Raw genomic sequence first — 15,908 nt, forward strand, 5'->3', positions numbered from 1 at the left:
TGTCTCCGGTCTCAAAGGGCGATTTTGGCAATGGCGAAGAGGCCCGCGGCCATGGCACCATAGCTCAACAGGGTCAGCGCCATGATGCAGATCTTCTGCGCCGTGCCATGCACGTAATCCTCAAGCATGATCTGCGCGCCATCGCGGAAATGCTTGAACCCCACGATGATCGTGAGCGCGGCGACAAGCGCCGGGAAGGGCCGGGCGAAATAGGCAACCACCTCGGCATGCGGCGCGCCGAGCATCGGCCCAAAGGTAAAGATGAACAACGGCACCAGCACGAGAAGCCCCGCGCTCGACAGTTTCATCGCCCAGAAGTGATGCACACCGGACTTGGCAGAGCCAAGGCCGACAGCGCGCTTGCGGTCAGTCAGGTAACGCATGGCTGGCCCCTCAGATGATGATGATGGTGAGGATGGTCAGCACGACCGATCCCGCGATGACCGACCAGCCGAGCATCTCGGCCCGCTCCAGTTCGAGCATCATGGCATTGTCCCAGATCAGGTGCCGCACGCCCGCCAGCAGGTGATACCACAGCGCCCAGAGCGATCCGACCATGATCAGATCCCCGAGGAAACTGGTGACGATCCCGTCAACGGTGGCGAAATACTCCGGCCCCGTCGCCGCCGCGAGAAACCACCAGACCATGAGCAGCGCCCCCAGCAACAGCGCGTTGCCGGTGATCCGCGTCAGGATCGATGTCATCGAGGTCAGTTGCGGGCGATAGATCGTCAGGTGGGGTGAAAGCGGGCGGTCGCCCCTGTTCACATCTGCCATGATGTCGCGTCCTCCAGGCTTGGTGATGCGAGGCAGGCCTCCTGCGCCGCGTCAGTTGCCCCTTTTTAACGTGGCAGAACGGATTGCACAGGGGAAATAAGCGGATTATGCGGCCAATTGCCGACAAATCCACATCTTGTGATCACACTTACTTTCTCGTGATCACAAGATGTCATCACAAATGGCGAAATCCGCCTCAGACCACGGGCGGCGGCCCGAGCGAGTCGCGCAGCCGCAGCTCGGTGGCCAGCGGCGCAGGCCGTGGCCGCGCGGATTGTTCAACCATTTCAACAAGACAGCGCGCCGCGAGCCGCCCCATCTCCTGATGCGGCACATGCACCGTGGTGAGCGCCGGCGTGACCAGCGTCGCCAGCTCGAGATCGTCAAACCCGGTGATCGAGACATCCTCCGGCACCCGCAGCCCGAGTGCCCGTGCCTGCCGGATCGCCCCCGCCGCCAAAACATCATTGCCGCACAGAACCGCCGTCGGCGGCGTCTCGCCCTGCATCAATCGCGCAAGTGCCGCCCCGCCCTCATCCAGCCCATAGCGCGTCTCGATGACCCGAAGCCCCGTACCGGACCCCGTATCGGACCCCGTGTCGAGCCCCGCCGCCCCCAGCGCATCGCGCAGCCCCTCAAGCCGCGCCCTTGCCCGGTCGTTATGCGCCACCGGCGCGCTGATCATCGCCACCCGCCGATGCCCGAGCCGCAGCACCTCCCCCGCCAGCCCCCGCATCGCCGCGCGATTGTCGAACCCCACCGTCGGCAGCGCCGCCTCCGCCCCATAGGTCCAGGCTACCACCGCCGGCAGGCCGCGCTGCGCCAGAAACGCGGTGAGCGTCTCGGCCCGCTCCAACCCGATGAGCAACAGCCCATCCGCCCCCCGCGCCGCCAGCGCCCGCGCCTGCTCTTCCTCGAGATCGGCCCGATAGGATGAACTCGCCACCAAGAGCTGATAGCCCAGCCGCCGCGCCTCTTCCTGAAACGCCTGCAGACCTCGGGCAAAGATCGCATTGGCCATGGTCGGAATGATCGCGCCGATCGTGTTGGTGCGCCGCGCCACCATCGCCCGCGCCCCGAAATTCGGCAGATAGCCCAGCTCGCGCACCGCCTCCAGCACCCGCACCCGCGTCCGCTCCACCACCTTGTCCGGCGCGTTGAGACAGCGCGACACCGTGGCCGTCGACACCCCGGCCATCCGGGCGACATCTTCGAGCGTGGGGTTGGGCGGGACAGCTGTCATGGGCGCACTCTAATCTGTCACGGCAGCAGACGCCAGATCAGGCCCGCTGCGCATGGCACAAATGTAAGCGCTTGCAATGACGGCATGCAAGCGCTTACATTGCCGCTCAAGAGATTCTCCCGCGGCACCCCGCCCGGCCCCCGAAACCCCTTTGCGACAGGATCCCCCATGGCCCGTGACTATCTGAAAAAAGCCCATCTCACCTCGCGCTCCGATGCCTCGGACGTGCATGACACGGTCCGCAAGATCCTCGCCGACATCGAAGCGGGCGGCGATCAGGCGGCGCTCGACTATGCGGCGAAATTTGACAAATACGACGGCAACGTGATGCTCACCGCCGAGGAAATCGACGCCGCCTGCGCCCTCGTCCCGGAAAAGCTCAAGGCCGACATCCGCTTTGCCCATGACAATGTGAAACGCTTTGCCGAACAGCAGAAATCGACCGTCGCCAATGTCGAATACGAAATCGTGCCGGGGGTGATTGCCGGGCAAAAGGCGATCCCGGTCGATGCGGCGGGCTGCTACGCGCCGGGCGGGCGCTATTCCCACGTCGCCAGCGCCATCATGACCGTGACCACCGCCAAGGTCGCGGGCTGCAAACATATCACCGCCTGCTCGCCGCCGCGCCCCGGCGTCGGCGTGAACCCGGCCATCGTCTATGCCGCCCATATCTGCGGCGCCGATAAAATCATGGCCATGGGCGGGGTGCAGGCCATCGCCGCGATGACCTTTGGCCTCTTCGGCCTGCCCAAGGCCAATATCCTCGTCGGCCCCGGCAATCAGTTCGTGGCCGAAGCCAAGCGCATCCTCTTTGGCCGTGTCGGCATCGACATGATCGCAGGCCCCACCGACAGCCTCATTCTCGCCGACAAGACCGCCGACGCCCATATCGTCGCGACCGATCTGGTGAGCCAGGCCGAACATGGCTACAACTCGCCGGTCTGGCTGGTCACCGATGACCGCGCTCTGGCCGAGGATGTCATGGCCCGCGTGCCCGCCCTGATCGACGACCTGCCCGAGGTCAACCGCGACAATGCCGCCGCCGCATGGCGCGACTATGCCGAGGTGATCCTCTGCGCCGACCGCGAGGAAATGGCCGCAACCTCCGACGATTATGCCCCCGAACATCTCACGGTGCAGGCCGAGGATCTCGACTGGTGGCTCGACCGGCTGACCTGCTACGGCTCGCTCTTCCTCGGCGAAGAGACCACCGTCTCCTATGGCGACAAGGCCACCGGCACCAACCACGTGCTACCGACCTCCGGCGCGGCGAGCTATACCGGCGGGCTCTCGGTCCACAAATACATGAAGATCGTGACCTGGCAGCGCGCCACCCGCGCGGGCTCCAAACCCATCGCCGAGGCCACCGCCCGCATCTCGCGCCTCGAAGGGATGGAAGGCCACGCCCGCGCCGCCGATGTCCGTCTCGCCAAGTATTTCCCCAACGAAACCTTCGATCTGACCGCCCATGGCTGAGCCGATGCACCCCTCCCAGCTCTTTGATCTCACGGGCCGCATCGCCTGTGTCACCGGGGCCAGCTCTGGCCTCGGCCAACATGCGGCAAGCGTGCTCGCCCGCGCCGGGGCGCGGGTGGTGGGCGTCGCCCGCCGGGCCGAGGCGCTCGAGGCCTGGCGCAACGATCTCGGGCTGGACCGCGCCGCCGCCATCGCCGCCGATCTCTCGGACCGCGACGCGCTCGGGGATGTGGCCCGCGCCATCGCCGCGCCCTTTGGCGCGTCCGATATCGTGGTCCACGCCGCCGGGCTCAACACCCGCCAGCCCGCCGACGAGGTCACGCAAGAGGGCTGGGATGCGACCCTCGCGATCAACCTCACCGCCCCGTTCTTTCTGAGCCAAGCCCTCGTGCCCGCCATGCGCGACCGGGGCTGGGGCCGCATCGTCAACTTCGCCTCCCTGCAAAGCAGCCGCGCCTTTCCCGGCGGCATCGCCTATGGCACCACCAAGGGCGGCGTGACCCAGCTCACCCGCGCCATGGCCGAGGCCTGGTCGCCGCATGGCATCACCGCCAACGCCATCGGGCCGGGGTTTTTCCCGACCGAGCTCACCCAAGCCGTGTTCAGCGATCCCGACCGCGCCGCCCGCAACGCCGCCCAGACCTGCCTTGGCCGCAACGGCACCCTGGCCGATCTTGATGGACCGCTGCTCTTTCTCTGCTCCGAGGCCTCGTCCTATGTGACCGGACAGCTTTTGATGGTCGACGGGGGGTTCACCGCGAAATGAAGGCTCTCATCTACGACGCCCCCGAACAGCTCGGCTATCGCGACACACGCCCCCCCGCCGCCGAGGGCGAGGACCTGCTCATCCGGATCGAGGCGGTGGGCATCTGCGGCTCGGACATGCATGCCTATCTCGGCCATGACGACCGCCGGCCCGCGCCGCTGATCCTCGGCCATGAGGGCGCTGGCGTGATCGAAGGCGGCCCCCGCGACGGCGAACGGGTGACCATCAACCCGCTGGTCACCTGCGGCACCTGCCCCGCCTGCATGGCAGGCCGCGAAAACCTCTGCGCCACGCGGCAGATCATCTCGATGCCGCCCCGCGAAGGCGCCTTCGCGCAATATGTCACCATGCCCGCCCGCAATCTCGTCACCGTGCCGGATACGACGCCCCTCACCAAGGCGGCGCTGGCCGAACCGCTGGCGGTGAGCTGGCATGGCGTGCGCCTCGGCCTTGCCGCCCTGCCCGCCGACATCACGCCGCGGGCGCTGGTCATCGGCGGCGGAGCCATCGGCCTTGCCGCCGTGCTCGCGCTCCGGGCCATGGGCGGCTATGACATCACCCTGGCCGAGCCCCAGCCCGCGCGCCGGGCCTTTCTGCGCGACCGCTGCGCCGTGCATGCCGTGGAGAACCCCGAAGGTCTCTTCGATCTGGTGGTCGATGCGGTGGGCTTTGCCGCCACCCGCGCCCGCGCCAGCGCCCTCACCCGTCCCGGCGGGGTGATCACCCATATCGGCCTCGGCGAGGACACTGGCGGGCTCGACATCCGCCGCATGACCTTGCAAGAGATCACCTTTATCGGCACTTATACCTATACGGCGCAGGACTTTCGCGATGCGGCCCAGGCCATCTTCGACAACCGCCTCGGCCCGCTCGACTGGACAGAGACACGCAACCTGTCCGACGGGGCAGAGGCCTTTGCCGATCTGCGCGCGGGCCGGGTGGCCAGCCCGAAAATCATCCTGCGGCCCTGGGGCTGATCCCGACGCGCCGCCCTCTGAGGAGACACACCATGTACAAACACATCCTCGTTCCCATGGCGCTCGATCACGGGATTTCGCCCGAAACCCTCGACGTCGCCAAGAAGCTTCTGGCCGAAGGCGGCAAGATCACCGCGCTGCATATCTATGAAATGCCCAGCGGCACCGTCGGCGTCTATCTCGACGAAGAGGTGGTCCGCGCCAGCTTTGAGGCCGCCCGCACCAAGATGCATGAAAAACTCGCCGACCACCCCGAGGTCGAGCCGGTGATCAAGAAAGGCCACCCCGCCCGCAGCATCGTCGACTATGCCGCAGGCTCCGATATCGACTGTATCGTGATCGGCTCGCACAAACCCGGGCTGCGCGATTTCCTGCTCGGCTCGACCGCCGCCCGGGTCATGCGCTTCGCCGCCTGCTCGGTGCATGTGCGCCGCTGAGCGCGCAACCGGCACCCCAAAACGACCCCTCAAACGACACCGGCCCCGCATCTCTCGGATACGGGGCCGGTCTGCAATTAATCCACCTCAGGATCACATCGGCATCAAGGCCCAGTAATCGAGGTCGAGCATCACATCGGGCAGGTATTTCCCATCCTCCCCCTTGAGCATGAAGGGCGCGCCGCCCTTCGTCGCGACGAGCCGCAGCCGGATCGCACCCACGCCCGGCACCCCGGTCTCGGCCTTGTCGAGAACCTCGGACCAGGCCCGGATCGTATCGCCCGAGAAACAGGGGTTCGCATGCGCCCCGCCATTGAGCCCCACAACCATCTGCGCATTGGCCAAGCCGTTAAAGCTCAGCGTGCGCGCCATGGAAATCACATGCCCGCCATAGATGAGCCGCCGCCCATCGGGCCGCGACGAGACGTCGAAATGCACCTTCGCCGTATTCTGCCAGAGCCGCGTCGCCGTCATATGCTCGGCCTCTTCGACGGTCACCCCGTCGACATGGTCGATGGTCTCGCCGATCTCGTAATCGCCCCAGCGATGCGCCTCGCCCGCCAGCGTGAAATCGTATTCGTCAAACCGCAGCCCCTCGGGCACCACCAGATCCTCTGCCGCCAGCGCGGGCTTGAGCTCGGGGATCACCACCTCGGGCGCTGGCGCGTCGAGATCGCGCTTGCGCACCATGGCCCAGCGCACATAGTCGATCACCACCTCATCGCGCTGGCTATGGCCCTTGGTCCGCACCCAGACGACACCGGATTTCCCGTTCGAGTTCTGCTTGACCCCGATCACCTCGGACGTCGACCGGATCGTATCGCCCGCATAGACCGGTTTGAGCCACCGCCCCTCGGCATAGCCCAGATTGGCCAGCGCATTGAGCGACACATCCGGCACCGTCTTGCCGAACACCACATGGAAGGCCGCGATATCGTCCAGCGGGCTCTGCGGCAGGCCACAGGACCGGGCAAACTCATCGGAGGAATAGAGCGCATGCCGCGCCGGGTAGAGCGCATGATAGAGCGCCCGCTCTCCCGCGCCGACACTGCGCGGCACCGCGTGATGGATGGTCTCGCCGACGGTATAATCCTCGAAAAACCGTCCCGGATTGGTCTTGGCCGCCCCCATGATCACTGCGCCCCCAGCTTCATGTCAGGGCTGTATTCGGCATCGACCTCTTTGGTCACCGCCTGACCACAGCGCATGACGCCGTTTGACGCATCGAACGCATAGGTCGGATTGCCATAGAGCTCCCACCCCTTGCTCAGCGCCTCGGTCACCTTGTGACAGAATTTCGACGTGTCGTCTTCGGTCAGCAAACGGTAAATCTTCATGTCTCTACTCCCTTACCCTTCGGCCATCTCGGCCACGGCACGCGCCTTGGCGAGAATACGTTGCGCGGCCACCACATGCAGGTTTTCGACGATCTGCCCGTCGACCACCGCGATCCCCTGCCCCGAGGCCATGCTGTCTTCATAGGCCTTGATCTGACGCTCTGCGAGATCAATCTCGGAACTGGTCGGCGCAAAGGCCTGATTGGCCCCCTCGATCTGCGCCGGATGGATCAGGGTCTTGCCGTCAAAGCCCAGATCCCGCCCCTGCTCGCACTCGGCCTTGAGCCCATCGCCATCGCGAAACCGGTTGTAGACCCCGTCAATCGCCACGATCCGCGCCGCCCGTGCCGCCATCACGATGGTCTGCAGCGCGGTCATCAGCGGCATCCGGTCCGCCCGCGACCGACAGCCCAGATCCTTGATCAGATCATTGGTCCCGGTGACCAGCCCCGCCACCCGGCCATGCGCCGCAATCTCGCGCGCGTTGAACACGCTGACCGGCGTTTCCATCATCACCCAGATCGGCATGGTCGGCGGCAAAAGATCGGCCAGCGCATCCACATCCGACGGCGAATTGACCTTGGGCAAGAGGATCGCATCGGCCCCCGCATCGCGCAGCACCCGCACATCCTCGAGCCCCCACTCCGTGGTGAGCGCATTGATCCGCACAATCTTGATCCGCTTGCCATAGCCTCCCTCGCGCAGCGACGCGGCCAGCGTTTCGCGCGCCTCCGCCTTGGCATCCGGGGCCACCGCATCCTCGAGATCAAAGATGATCGCATCCGCCGGCAGGCTCCGCGCCTTGTCGAGCGCCCGCTCCTTCGAGCCGGGGATATAGAGCACGGAACGATAGGGGTGGTTGGTCATGTCCATCGGCGGCACCTCTCGGGGAGTGTGAAATTTTCTTGCGCAGAGATGCCATTTTTTGCCCGAAATGTTCAAGCCCTTTCATGCCGCAACGCAGCGACACCCCTCTTTTCAGGGCAAAGCACGCGGCGTTAACCCTGTTTTCAGGGATCATTCGGCAGGCTGTTCCCAGAGCCGGGGCGTGAACCGACCCCCGGCGTGACAGGGGCCCAACCATCTGGAAAGGACTGCGACATGAGAAAACAACTGATGATCGCCTGCACGGCCGGGCTGGCCTTCCTCTCCGGCGGGCTCACCGCCGAAGGTCAGGCACAGAATTGCGCGCCCCGTGACATGGTCGTCGGCCGGCTCGCCACGAAATACGGCGAATCCCGGCAGAGCATGGGGCTCGGCTCCAATAATGCGGTGATCGAGGTCTTTGCCTCGCCGATCTCCGGCAGCTGGACCATCATCGTCACCACCCCGCGTGGCATCGCCTGCCTCGTGGCCTCCGGTCAGGCCTATGAAACCATGGCCGAGGCACTGCCCGCCGAGGGCAGCGACGCCTAGCTCAGCGCCACCTGCACAAGACGCAGCCCGGTGACGATCAGCAACCCGTAGGTGAGCCCAAAGAACCAGCGCTCGGGAATTCGGTGATGGGCGATCACGCCGATCCACGTCCCCACCAGCGCAAAGGGCAGCAACCACAGGTCGAGCCAGAGCGTCGCCGGGCTGAACATGCCCTGCCCGGCATAGAGCGCGAATTTCAACAGGTTCATCAGGCCAAAGACGAGAACCGTCGTGGCCTGAAACACCGTTTTCGTCACGCCCCGCGCCAAAAGGACCACCGCCACCGCCGGCCCGCCAGCATGGCTGACATAGCTGGTGAACCCCGCCAGCCCTGCCAGCGCCCAGACCGCCCAATGCGGCAGATCCCGGCGCGCGGCGTCACGGCGCGGCCAAAGCCGCCAGGCGACAAAGCCGAGACAGATCACCCCGATGATGAGCCGGAACAGATCCGCATCCGCCACCCGGTAGACCAGCGCCCCAAACAACACCCCCGGCACCGACGCCAGCAGCAAATGCCGCGCCAGCGCCCAATCCCACTGCCGCCAATAGGCCCGCAATGACGCCGCATCGATCGCCAGCAACAGCGGCAACATGATCGCCAGCGCCGCCCCCGGCGACACGAACAGCGCCAGCACCGCCGCCCCGACAAAGGCCGCGCCCGATCCGAATCCCCCTTTCGAGATGCCCGCAAAGAGCGCCGCCCCCGCGCCCACTGCCATCACCTCCCAGCCCATCTCGCCCATCCGGCCCGCCTTTCAAACGCCCATGCCTGCCAAAATCCCCCGCAATTACGGTACACAACAGTACACAATTGCCCCCTGCGGCACGCTGCACCCTTGCACGCAAGGCGGCAAAGGGCTACGCACTCGGCAACATTCACATTGATGCGGAGACACTCCCATGGCCAGACCCAAGATCGCCCTGATCGGCGCCGGTATGATCGGCGGCACGCTCGCCCATATGGCGGCAATGAAGGAACTCGGCGACGTCGTCCTGTTCGACATTGCCGAAGGCATGCCCGAGGGCAAAGCCCTCGACATCGCGGAATCCGGCCCCTCCGAAGGCTTCGACGCCTCGCTCAAGGGCACCCAATCCTATGCCGATATCGCCGGGGCCGACGTCTGCATCGTCACCGCCGGTGTGCCGCGCAAACCGGGGATGAGCCGCGACGACCTGCTGGGCATCAACCTCAAGGTCATGAAATCCGTCGGCGAAGGCATCAAGGAACACGCGCCCAACGCCTTTGTGATCTGCATCACCAACCCGCTCGACGCGATGGTCTGGGCCCTGCGCGAATTCTCCGGCCTGCCCCACAACATGGTCTGCGGCATGGCCGGCGTGCTCGACAGCGCCCGCTTCCGTCACTTCCTGAGCCTCGAATTCGGCGTCTCGATGCGCGATGTCACCGCCTTCGTGCTCGGCGGCCATGGCGACACGATGGTGCCGCTGGCCCGCTACTCGACCGTCGCCGGCATCCCGCTCCCCGACCTGGTGGACATGGGCTGGACCACCCAGGACAAGCTCGACCAGATCATTCAGCGCACCCGTGACGGCGGCGCCGAAATCGTCGGCCTGCTGAAAACCGGTTCGGCCTATTACGCCCCGGCCACCAGCGCCATCGAAATGGCCGAAGCCTATCTCAAGGACCAAAAACGCGTCCTGCCCTGCGCCGCCCATGTCGACGGGGCCCTCGGCCTCAATGGCATGTATGTGGGCGTGCCCACCGTCATCGGCGCCGGCGGTGTCGAGCGGGTCATCGACATCAAGATGACCTCCGACGAACAGGCGATGTTCGACAAATCGGTCGACGCGGTCAAAGGTCTCGTCGAGGCCTGCAAAGGCATCGACAGCACGCTGGCCTGATCGCCGCTGCACGACTTCAAAGGGCGTCCCTCGGGGCGCCCTTTTTCTTTGCATACGAATGGCTTGGCCTCCCTGCGCCCCTGCACAAAACCGCGCCGGTTTGATCCCATTGCCGCGCTGTGGCACAGTGCCGCCATCCCCCCTCCACTGACCCCCGGCACATCGCGGCGGTGATTCTTTTCACAGCACACAGCCGCCCTTGTGATCACAGGAAAATATCATGTGATCACAAATCCGCGAAAATCCGCGCAATTTTCCGCAACAGCCCAGAAACCGCTTTAATTCCCTCGCAACCTGCCCAGTATACCAAGGCAATCGCACCAACACGGGATAGGTTTATGAACATCCACGAGTATCAGGCGAAGGCGCTGCTTCGCTCTTACGGCGCGCCGGTTTCCGATGGCCGGGTCGTGCTTCGCGCAGAAGAGGCGAAGACCGCCGCAGGCGAAATGGACGGCCCTCTCTGGGTGGTCAAGGCACAGATCCACGCGGGCGGCCGCGGCAAGGGCTCCTTCAAAGAGGCCGGCGCCGGTGAAGCAGGCGGCGTGCGTCTCGCCAAATCGGTCGAAGAGGCCGCCGAAGAGGCCAAGCGCATGCTCGGCCGCACCCTGGTGACCAAACAGACCGGCCCCGCCGGCAAACAGGTCAACCGCATCTATATCGAAGACGGCTCGGGCATCGAAAAGGAATTCTACCTCGCCCTGCTCGTCGACCGGCAGACAAGCCGCGTCTCCTTCGTCGCCTCGACCGAGGGCGGCATGGACATCGAGGAAGTCGCCGAAAGCACCCCTGAGAAAATCCTCAGCTTCTCGGTCGATCCGGCCACCGGCTATCAGCCCTTCCACGGCCGTCGCATCGCCTTCAACCTCGGTCTCGAGGGCAAGCAGGTCAAACAATGCGTTTCGCTGATGGGCACGCTCTACAAGATGTTCCTCGAAAAGGACATGGAGATGCTCGAGATCAACCCGCTGATCATCACCGACGCGGGCGACCTGAAATGCCTCGACGCCAAGATGGGCTTTGACGGCAACGCGATCTATCGCCACGCCGACATCGCCGAACTGCGCGACACCACCGAAGAAGACCCCAAAGAGCTCGAAGCGTCGAAATACGACCTCAACTATATCGCGCTCGACGGTGAAATCGGCTGCATGGTGAACGGCGCGGGCCTCGCCATGGCGACCATGGACATCATCAAGCTCTACGGCGCCGAACCCGCCAACTTCCTCGACGTGGGCGGTGGCGCGACCAAGGAAAAGGTCACCGAGGCGTTCAAGATCATCACCTCCGACCCCAACGTCAAAGGCATCCTCGTCAACATCTTCGGCGGCATCATGCGCTGTGACGTGATCGCCGAGGGCGTCGTCGCCGCGGTCAAGGAAGTGGGCCTCAAAGTGCCGCTCGTCGTCCGCCTCGAAGGCACCAATGTCGAAGAGGGCAAGGCCATCATCAACAATTCCGATGTCGATGTGATCGCCGCCGACGACCTAAAGGATGGCGCCGAAAAGATCGTCAAGGCGGTCAAGGGCTAACGCGACGGGCGGGCCCCGCGCCCGTCCTCTCGCCATGGCGGGCCTGAACCCCCGCCCCAACGGATTTCAAAGGAGAACGCCAAAATGGCAGTCCTCGTAGACAAGAATACCAAAGTTATCTGCCAGGGCCTCACCGGCTCGCAGGGCACGTTTCACAGTGAACAGGCCATCGCCTACGGCACCCAGATGGTCGGCGGCGTGACCCCCGGCAAGGGCGGTCAGACCCATCTCGACCTGCCCGTTTTCGACAGCGTGCACGAAGCCATGGACCGCACCGGCGCGGATGCTTCCGTGATCTACGTGCCGCCCCCCTTCGCGGCCGACTCGATCCTCGAGGCCATTGATGCCCAGATGCCGCTCATCGTCTGCATCACCGAAGGCATCCCGGTGCTCGACATGATGCGCGTCAAACGCGCGCTCGAAGGCTCGAAATCGACCCTCATTGGCCCCAACTGCCCCGGCATCATCACCCCCGACGCCTGCAAGATCGGCATCATGCCCGGCCATATCCACAAACGTGGCTCGGTCGGCGTCGTGTCGCGCTCGGGCACGCTCACCTATGAGGCGGTCAAACAGACCACCGATGTGGGCCTCGGCCAGTCGACCTGCGTCGGCATCGGCGGCGACCCGATCAAGGGCACCGAACATATCGACGTGCTCGAATGGTTCCTCGCCGATGACGAGACCGAGAGCATCATCATGATCGGGGAAATCGGCGGCAGCGCCGAAGAAGAGGCCGCTCAGTTCCTCGCCGATGAGAAAAAGAAAGGCCGCTGGAAGCCGACCGCCGGTTTCATCGCCGGGCGCACCGCGCCTCCGGGCCGCCGCATGGGCCATGCCGGTGCCATCGTCGCCGGTGGCAAGGGCGGGGCCGACGACAAGATCGAAGCGATGAAATCCGCAGGCATCGTCGTCGCCGAGAGCCCCGCAGGTCTGGGCGAAGCCGTTCTGGCCGCCATCGGGTAAGTGACCGGGCCGCGCGCATATCGTGGCCGGGCCGTCCCACCGGACGGCTCGGCCGCTGTGCCGCACCCGCTCGCCCTCCCAACCGACCTGCGCAGGCCCCGGCCCGGCGCAGGTTTTGCGTTACCACCGGTCCCAACCCAATAGAGGTGACATCATGACCGACCAATCCCCCAATGATCAGTTCCATGCCTCCAGCTTCATGCAGGGGCATAATGCCGAGTATCTCGAACAGCTTTACGCCCGCTACGCCACCGATCCCAACGCCGTGGACGAGGCCTGGCAGGCGTTCTTCGCCCAGCTCGGGGATGGCGAGGTCGAGGTCAAACGCGAGGCCGCCGGTCCCTCCTGGGCCCGCGCCGACTGGCCGCCGATGCCCCAAGATGATGTCACCGGGGCGCTGACCGGGGATTACCCGCCCGAGGTCGAAGCCGCTGATAAGGGCCGCAAGATCGCCGCCAAGGCCGCCGAAAAAGGCGTCGAGATTTCCGACGCCGCCGTGCAACAGGCGGTGCTCGACAGCGTGCGCGCCTTGATGCTCATCCGCGCCTACCGCATCCGCGGCCATCTCGTCGCCGATCTCGATCCGCTCGGTCTGCGCGAAATGCCCTACCGGCCCGAGCTTGATCCGAAATCTTACGGCTTCACCGAGGCCGACATGGACCGGCCGATCTTCATCGACAATGTGCTCGGTCTCGAAGTGGCCTCGATCCGCGAGATCCTCAGCATCGTGCGCCGCACCTATTGCGGCACTTTCGCGCTGCAATACATGCATATTTCCAACCCCGAGGAATCCGCCTGGCTCAAGGAGCGGATCGAAGGCTATGACAAGGAAATCACCTTCACCCGCGAGGGCCGCAAGGCGATCCTGAACAAGCTGGTCGAGGCGGAAGGTTTCGAAAAATATCTCCATGTCAAATACATGGGCACCAAACGCTTTGGTCTCGACGGCGGCGAGAGCCTGATCCCCGCGATGGAGCAGATCATCAAGCGCGGCGGTCAGCTCGGCGTCAAGGACATCGTCATCGGCATGCCGCACCGTGGCCGGCTCTCGGTGCTCGCCAATGTGATGGGCAAACCCTACCGCGCCATCTTCAACGAATTCCAAGGCGGCAGCTTCAAGCCCGAGGATGTCGACGGCTCCGGCGATGTGAAATACCACCTCGGCGCCTCGTCGGACCGCGAGTTTGACGGCAACACCGTGCACCTGTCGCTCACCGCCAACCCGAGCCACCTCGAAGCGGTGAACCCCGTGGTGCTCGGCAAGGTCCGCGCCAAACAGGACCAGAACAACGACAGCGACCGGATCTCGGTGCTGCCGATCCTGCTGCATGGCGACGCGGCCTTTGCCGGTCAGGGCGTCGTGGCCGAATGTTTCGGCCTCTCCGGCCTGCGCGGCCATAAAACCGGCGGCACCATCCATATCGTGGTGAACAACCAGATCGGCTTTACCACCGCGCCGCATTTCTCGCGCTCCTCGCCCTACCCGACCGACATCGCGCTGATGGTCGAGGCGCCGATCTTCCACGTCAACGGCGACGACCCCGAGGCGGTGGTGCACGCCGCCCGCGTCGCCATCGAGTTCCGCCAGCGGTTCAAGAAGGACGTGGTCATCGACATGATCTGTTATCGCCGCTTCGGCCATAACGAGGGGGATGAACCGATGTTCACCAACCCCGTCATGTACAAGAAGATCAAAAAGCAAAAGACCACCCTGTCGCTCTACACCGACGTGCTGATCAAGGACGGTCTCATCCCCGAGGGCGAGATCGAGGATATGAAGGCGGCGTTCCAGGCCTTCCTCGCGGACGAGTTCGAGGCCGGCAAGGATTACCGCCCGAACAAGGCCGACTGGCTCGACGGTAAATGGAAACATCTCGACCGCAAGGACGAGGATTACCAGCGCGGCGAAACCGCCATCAAGGCCAAGACCTTCGATGAAATCGGCCGCGCGCTGTCGACCGCGCCGGACGGCTTCCCGCTGCACAAGACCGTGCAACGCCTGTTGGAAAACAAGGCCAACATGTTTGAGACCGGCAAGGGCATCGACTGGGCCACGGCCGAGGCGCTGGCCTTTGGCTCGCTGCTCACCGAAGGCTTCCCGGTCCGCCTCTCGGGTCAGGATTGTACCCGCGGCACCTTTAGCCAACGCCACTCGGGCCTGATCAACCAGGACACCGAAGAGCGCTACTACCCGCTCAACAACATCCGCAAGGGGCAGGCCCATTTCGATGTCATCGACTCGATGCTGTCGGAATATGCGGTGCTCGGCTTTGAATATGGCTACACGCTGGCCGAACCCAACGCCCTCACCCTCTGGGAGGCCCAGTTCGGCGATTTCGCCAATGGCGCGCAGATCATGTTTGATCAGTTCGTCAGCTCCGGCGAAAGCAAATGGCTCCGCATGTCCGGCCTCGTCTGCCTGCTGCCGCATGGCTACGAGGGCCAGGGCCCGGAACATAGCTCGGCGCGACTCGAACGCTTCCTGCAGATGTGCGGCCAGGACAACTGGATCGTCGCCAACTGCACGACGCCGGCGAACTATTTCCACATCCTGCGCCGTCAGCTGCACCGCACCTTCCGCAAGCCGCTGATCCTGATGACCCCGAAATCGCTGCTGCGCCACCGGCTCTGCATCTCGAACAAGGAAGACTTTACCAAAGGCTCCTCCTTCCACCGGGTGCTCTGGGACGACGCGCAACAGGGCCATTCCGACACGAAACTGGTGGCCGATGATAAAATCCGCCGCGTCGTGGTCTGCTCGGGCAAGGTCTATTTCGACCTGCTCGAGGAACGCGACAAGCGCGGGCTCGACGATATCTACCTGCTGCGCGTCGAACAGTTCTACCCCTTCCCGGCCATCTCCATGGTCAAGGAAATGGAACGGTTCACCAATGCCGATGTCGTCTGGTGTCAGGAAGAGCCCAAGAACCAGGGCGCCTGGAGCTTTATCGAACCCAATCTCGAATGGGTGCTGACCCGCATCAAGGCCAAGCACACCCGCCCCATCTATGCCGGCCGCTCGGCGTCGGCCTCGCCCGCCACGGGCCTGGCCTCGGCACATAAGCAACAGCAAGAAGCGCTGGTCGACGCCGCGCTCACCATCGAAGGGAATTAATTC

Annotated in this window: 16 protein-coding genes; 9 read left to right on the forward strand and 7 right to left on the reverse strand. The window is 64.7% G+C overall.

The window, feature by feature from the left end; all coding sequences use genetic code 11:
• Positions 1-11 precede the first annotated feature (11 nt).
• From sdhD to WA237_RS02995, 3 genes are all read right to left on the reverse strand, one after another.
• The gene (gene sdhD / locus WA237_RS02985) at positions 12-383 is read right to left on the reverse strand and encodes a succinate dehydrogenase, hydrophobic membrane anchor protein (protein WP_040617859.1); all 372 of its coding nucleotides are present in this window, start codon (positions 381-383) and stop codon (positions 12-14) included.
• Between the two features lie 10 nt (positions 384-393).
• Positions 394-777 carry a succinate dehydrogenase, cytochrome b556 subunit gene (sdhC, locus tag WA237_RS02990; protein ID WP_216015144.1) on the reverse strand — a complete coding sequence of 128 codons (384 nt, stop codon included), beginning with the start codon at positions 775-777 and terminating at the stop codon, positions 394-396.
• Between the two features lie 196 nt (positions 778-973).
• Positions 974-2,020, reverse strand: coding sequence for a LacI family DNA-binding transcriptional regulator (locus WA237_RS02995; protein ID WP_336096629.1), 1,047 nt, complete (start codon positions 2,018-2,020; stop codon positions 974-976).
• A 168-nt stretch (positions 2,021-2,188) separates the two neighbouring features.
• Between WA237_RS02995 and hisD the strand changes: the two genes are divergently transcribed.
• Genes hisD through WA237_RS03015 form a run of 4 tightly spaced genes read left to right on the forward strand, consistent with a single transcriptional unit; the run spans position 2,189 to position 5,676 of the window.
• Entirely contained in the window at positions 2,189-3,496 is a 1,308-nt protein-coding gene (gene hisD / locus WA237_RS03000; RefSeq protein WP_336096630.1) for a histidinol dehydrogenase, read from the forward strand.
• Positions 3,489-4,262 carry an SDR family NAD(P)-dependent oxidoreductase gene (locus WA237_RS03005; RefSeq protein ID WP_336096631.1) on the forward strand — a complete coding sequence of 258 codons (774 nt, stop codon included), beginning with the start codon at positions 3,489-3,491 and terminating at the stop codon, positions 4,260-4,262. Before hisD ends, WA237_RS03005 begins: the two co-directional genes overlap by 8 nt.
• Positions 4,259-5,239, forward strand: a complete 981-nt coding sequence (locus tag WA237_RS03010) for a zinc-dependent alcohol dehydrogenase (protein ID WP_336096632.1) — start codon at positions 4,259-4,261, stop codon at positions 5,237-5,239. Before WA237_RS03005 ends, WA237_RS03010 begins: the two co-directional genes overlap by 4 nt.
• Positions 5,240-5,271: 32 nt before the next feature.
• A complete protein-coding gene (locus tag WA237_RS03015) occupies positions 5,272-5,676 on the forward strand; it encodes a universal stress protein (protein ID WP_216015149.1) in 405 nt (134 codons plus the stop codon).
• Positions 5,677-5,769: 93 nt separating this feature from the next.
• On the opposite strand, the gene WA237_RS03020 is transcribed toward WA237_RS03015, so the two are convergent.
• From WA237_RS03020 to WA237_RS03030, 3 genes are read right to left on the reverse strand one after another with little or no spacing between them, the layout of a single operon-like run.
• On the reverse strand, positions 5,770-6,807 hold the full coding sequence (locus tag WA237_RS03020; RefSeq protein ID WP_336096633.1) for a MaoC family dehydratase: 1,038 nt from the start codon (positions 6,805-6,807) through the stop codon (positions 5,770-5,772).
• Between the two features lie 2 nt (positions 6,808-6,809).
• Positions 6,810-7,013 carry a DUF1737 domain-containing protein gene (locus WA237_RS03025; RefSeq protein ID WP_009813031.1) on the reverse strand — a complete coding sequence of 68 codons (204 nt, stop codon included), beginning with the start codon at positions 7,011-7,013 and terminating at the stop codon, positions 6,810-6,812.
• Positions 7,014-7,025: 12 nt separating this feature from the next.
• Positions 7,026-7,886 carry an HpcH/HpaI aldolase/citrate lyase family protein gene (locus tag WA237_RS03030; RefSeq protein ID WP_009813032.1) on the reverse strand — a complete coding sequence of 287 codons (861 nt, stop codon included), beginning with the start codon at positions 7,884-7,886 and terminating at the stop codon, positions 7,026-7,028.
• Between the two features lie 228 nt (positions 7,887-8,114).
• Here WA237_RS03030 and WA237_RS03035 point away from each other — a divergent pair, with 228 nt between their 5' ends.
• Positions 8,115-8,429 carry a hypothetical protein gene (locus WA237_RS03035; protein WP_442970236.1) on the forward strand — a complete coding sequence of 105 codons (315 nt, stop codon included), beginning with the start codon at positions 8,115-8,117 and terminating at the stop codon, positions 8,427-8,429.
• Here the strand turns inward: WA237_RS03035 and WA237_RS03040 are convergent.
• The gene (locus WA237_RS03040) at positions 8,426-9,172 is read right to left on the reverse strand and encodes a sulfite exporter TauE/SafE family protein (RefSeq protein ID WP_336096634.1); all 747 of its coding nucleotides are present in this window, start codon (positions 9,170-9,172) and stop codon (positions 8,426-8,428) included. The two genes, WA237_RS03035 and WA237_RS03040, sit on opposite strands and share 4 nt — an antisense overlap.
• A 157-nt stretch (positions 9,173-9,329) precedes the next feature.
• Here WA237_RS03040 and mdh point away from each other — a divergent pair, with 157 nt between their 5' ends.
• From mdh to WA237_RS03060, 4 genes are all read left to right on the forward strand, one after another.
• Positions 9,330-10,292: a malate dehydrogenase gene (gene mdh / locus WA237_RS03045; RefSeq protein ID WP_009813035.1), complete on the forward strand. Its 963-nt coding sequence runs from the start codon at positions 9,330-9,332 to the stop codon at positions 10,290-10,292.
• Between the two features lie 338 nt (positions 10,293-10,630).
• The gene (gene sucC, locus WA237_RS03050; RefSeq protein ID WP_009813036.1) at positions 10,631-11,824 is read left to right on the forward strand and encodes an ADP-forming succinate--CoA ligase subunit beta; all 1,194 of its coding nucleotides are present in this window, start codon (positions 10,631-10,633) and stop codon (positions 11,822-11,824) included.
• Positions 11,825-11,908: 84 nt separating this feature from the next.
• Positions 11,909-12,790 (forward strand): succinate--CoA ligase subunit alpha, encoded by an 882-nt coding sequence (gene sucD, locus WA237_RS03055; protein WP_216015152.1) that lies wholly within the window; start codon positions 11,909-11,911, stop codon positions 12,788-12,790.
• A gap of 154 nt (positions 12,791-12,944) precedes the next feature.
• Positions 12,945-15,905: a 2-oxoglutarate dehydrogenase E1 component gene (locus tag WA237_RS03060; protein WP_336096635.1), complete on the forward strand. Its 2,961-nt coding sequence runs from the start codon at positions 12,945-12,947 to the stop codon at positions 15,903-15,905.
• Positions 15,906-15,908 lie beyond the last annotated feature (3 nt).

This window comes from Roseovarius sp. CH_XMU1461, from assembly GCF_037027165.1.
Lineage (GTDB): Bacteria > Pseudomonadota > Alphaproteobacteria > Rhodobacterales > Rhodobacteraceae > Roseovarius > Roseovarius nubinhibens.

Bases quoted from the DNA above. Each gene is read 5' to 3' on its own strand.
- WA237_RS03005 (WP_336096631.1), top strand. From the start codon at position 3,489: ATGGCTGAGCCGATGCACCCCTCCCAGCTCTTTGATCTCACGGGCCGC.
- hisD (WP_336096630.1), top strand. From the start codon at position 2,189: ATGGCCCGTGACTATCTGAAAAAAGCCCATCTCACCTCGCGCTCCGAT.
- sdhD (WP_040617859.1), bottom strand. From the start codon at position 383: ATGCGTTACCTGACTGACCGCAAGCGCGCTGTCGGCCTTGGCTCTGCC.
- sdhC (WP_216015144.1), bottom strand. From the start codon at position 777: ATGGCAGATGTGAACAGGGGCGACCGCCCGCTTTCACCCCACCTGACG.
- WA237_RS03010 (WP_336096632.1), top strand. From the start codon at position 4,259: ATGAAGGCTCTCATCTACGACGCCCCCGAACAGCTCGGCTATCGCGAC.
- sucC (WP_009813036.1), top strand. From the start codon at position 10,631: ATGAACATCCACGAGTATCAGGCGAAGGCGCTGCTTCGCTCTTACGGC.
- WA237_RS03040 (WP_336096634.1), bottom strand. From the start codon at position 9,172: ATGGGCGAGATGGGCTGGGAGGTGATGGCAGTGGGCGCGGGGGCGGCG.
- WA237_RS03035 (WP_442970236.1), top strand. From the start codon at position 8,115: ATGAGAAAACAACTGATGATCGCCTGCACGGCCGGGCTGGCCTTCCTC.
- WA237_RS03030 (WP_009813032.1), bottom strand. From the start codon at position 7,886: ATGGACATGACCAACCACCCCTATCGTTCCGTGCTCTATATCCCCGGC.
- mdh (WP_009813035.1), top strand. From the start codon at position 9,330: ATGGCCAGACCCAAGATCGCCCTGATCGGCGCCGGTATGATCGGCGGC.
- WA237_RS03025 (WP_009813031.1), bottom strand. From the start codon at position 7,013: ATGAAGATTTACCGTTTGCTGACCGAAGACGACACGTCGAAATTCTGT.
- WA237_RS02995 (WP_336096629.1), bottom strand. From the start codon at position 2,020: ATGACAGCTGTCCCGCCCAACCCCACGCTCGAAGATGTCGCCCGGATG.
- WA237_RS03015 (WP_216015149.1), top strand. From the start codon at position 5,272: ATGTACAAACACATCCTCGTTCCCATGGCGCTCGATCACGGGATTTCG.
- WA237_RS03020 (WP_336096633.1), bottom strand. From the start codon at position 6,807: ATGGGGGCGGCCAAGACCAATCCGGGACGGTTTTTCGAGGATTATACC.
- WA237_RS03060 (WP_336096635.1), top strand. From the start codon at position 12,945: ATGACCGACCAATCCCCCAATGATCAGTTCCATGCCTCCAGCTTCATG.
- sucD (WP_216015152.1), top strand. From the start codon at position 11,909: ATGGCAGTCCTCGTAGACAAGAATACCAAAGTTATCTGCCAGGGCCTC.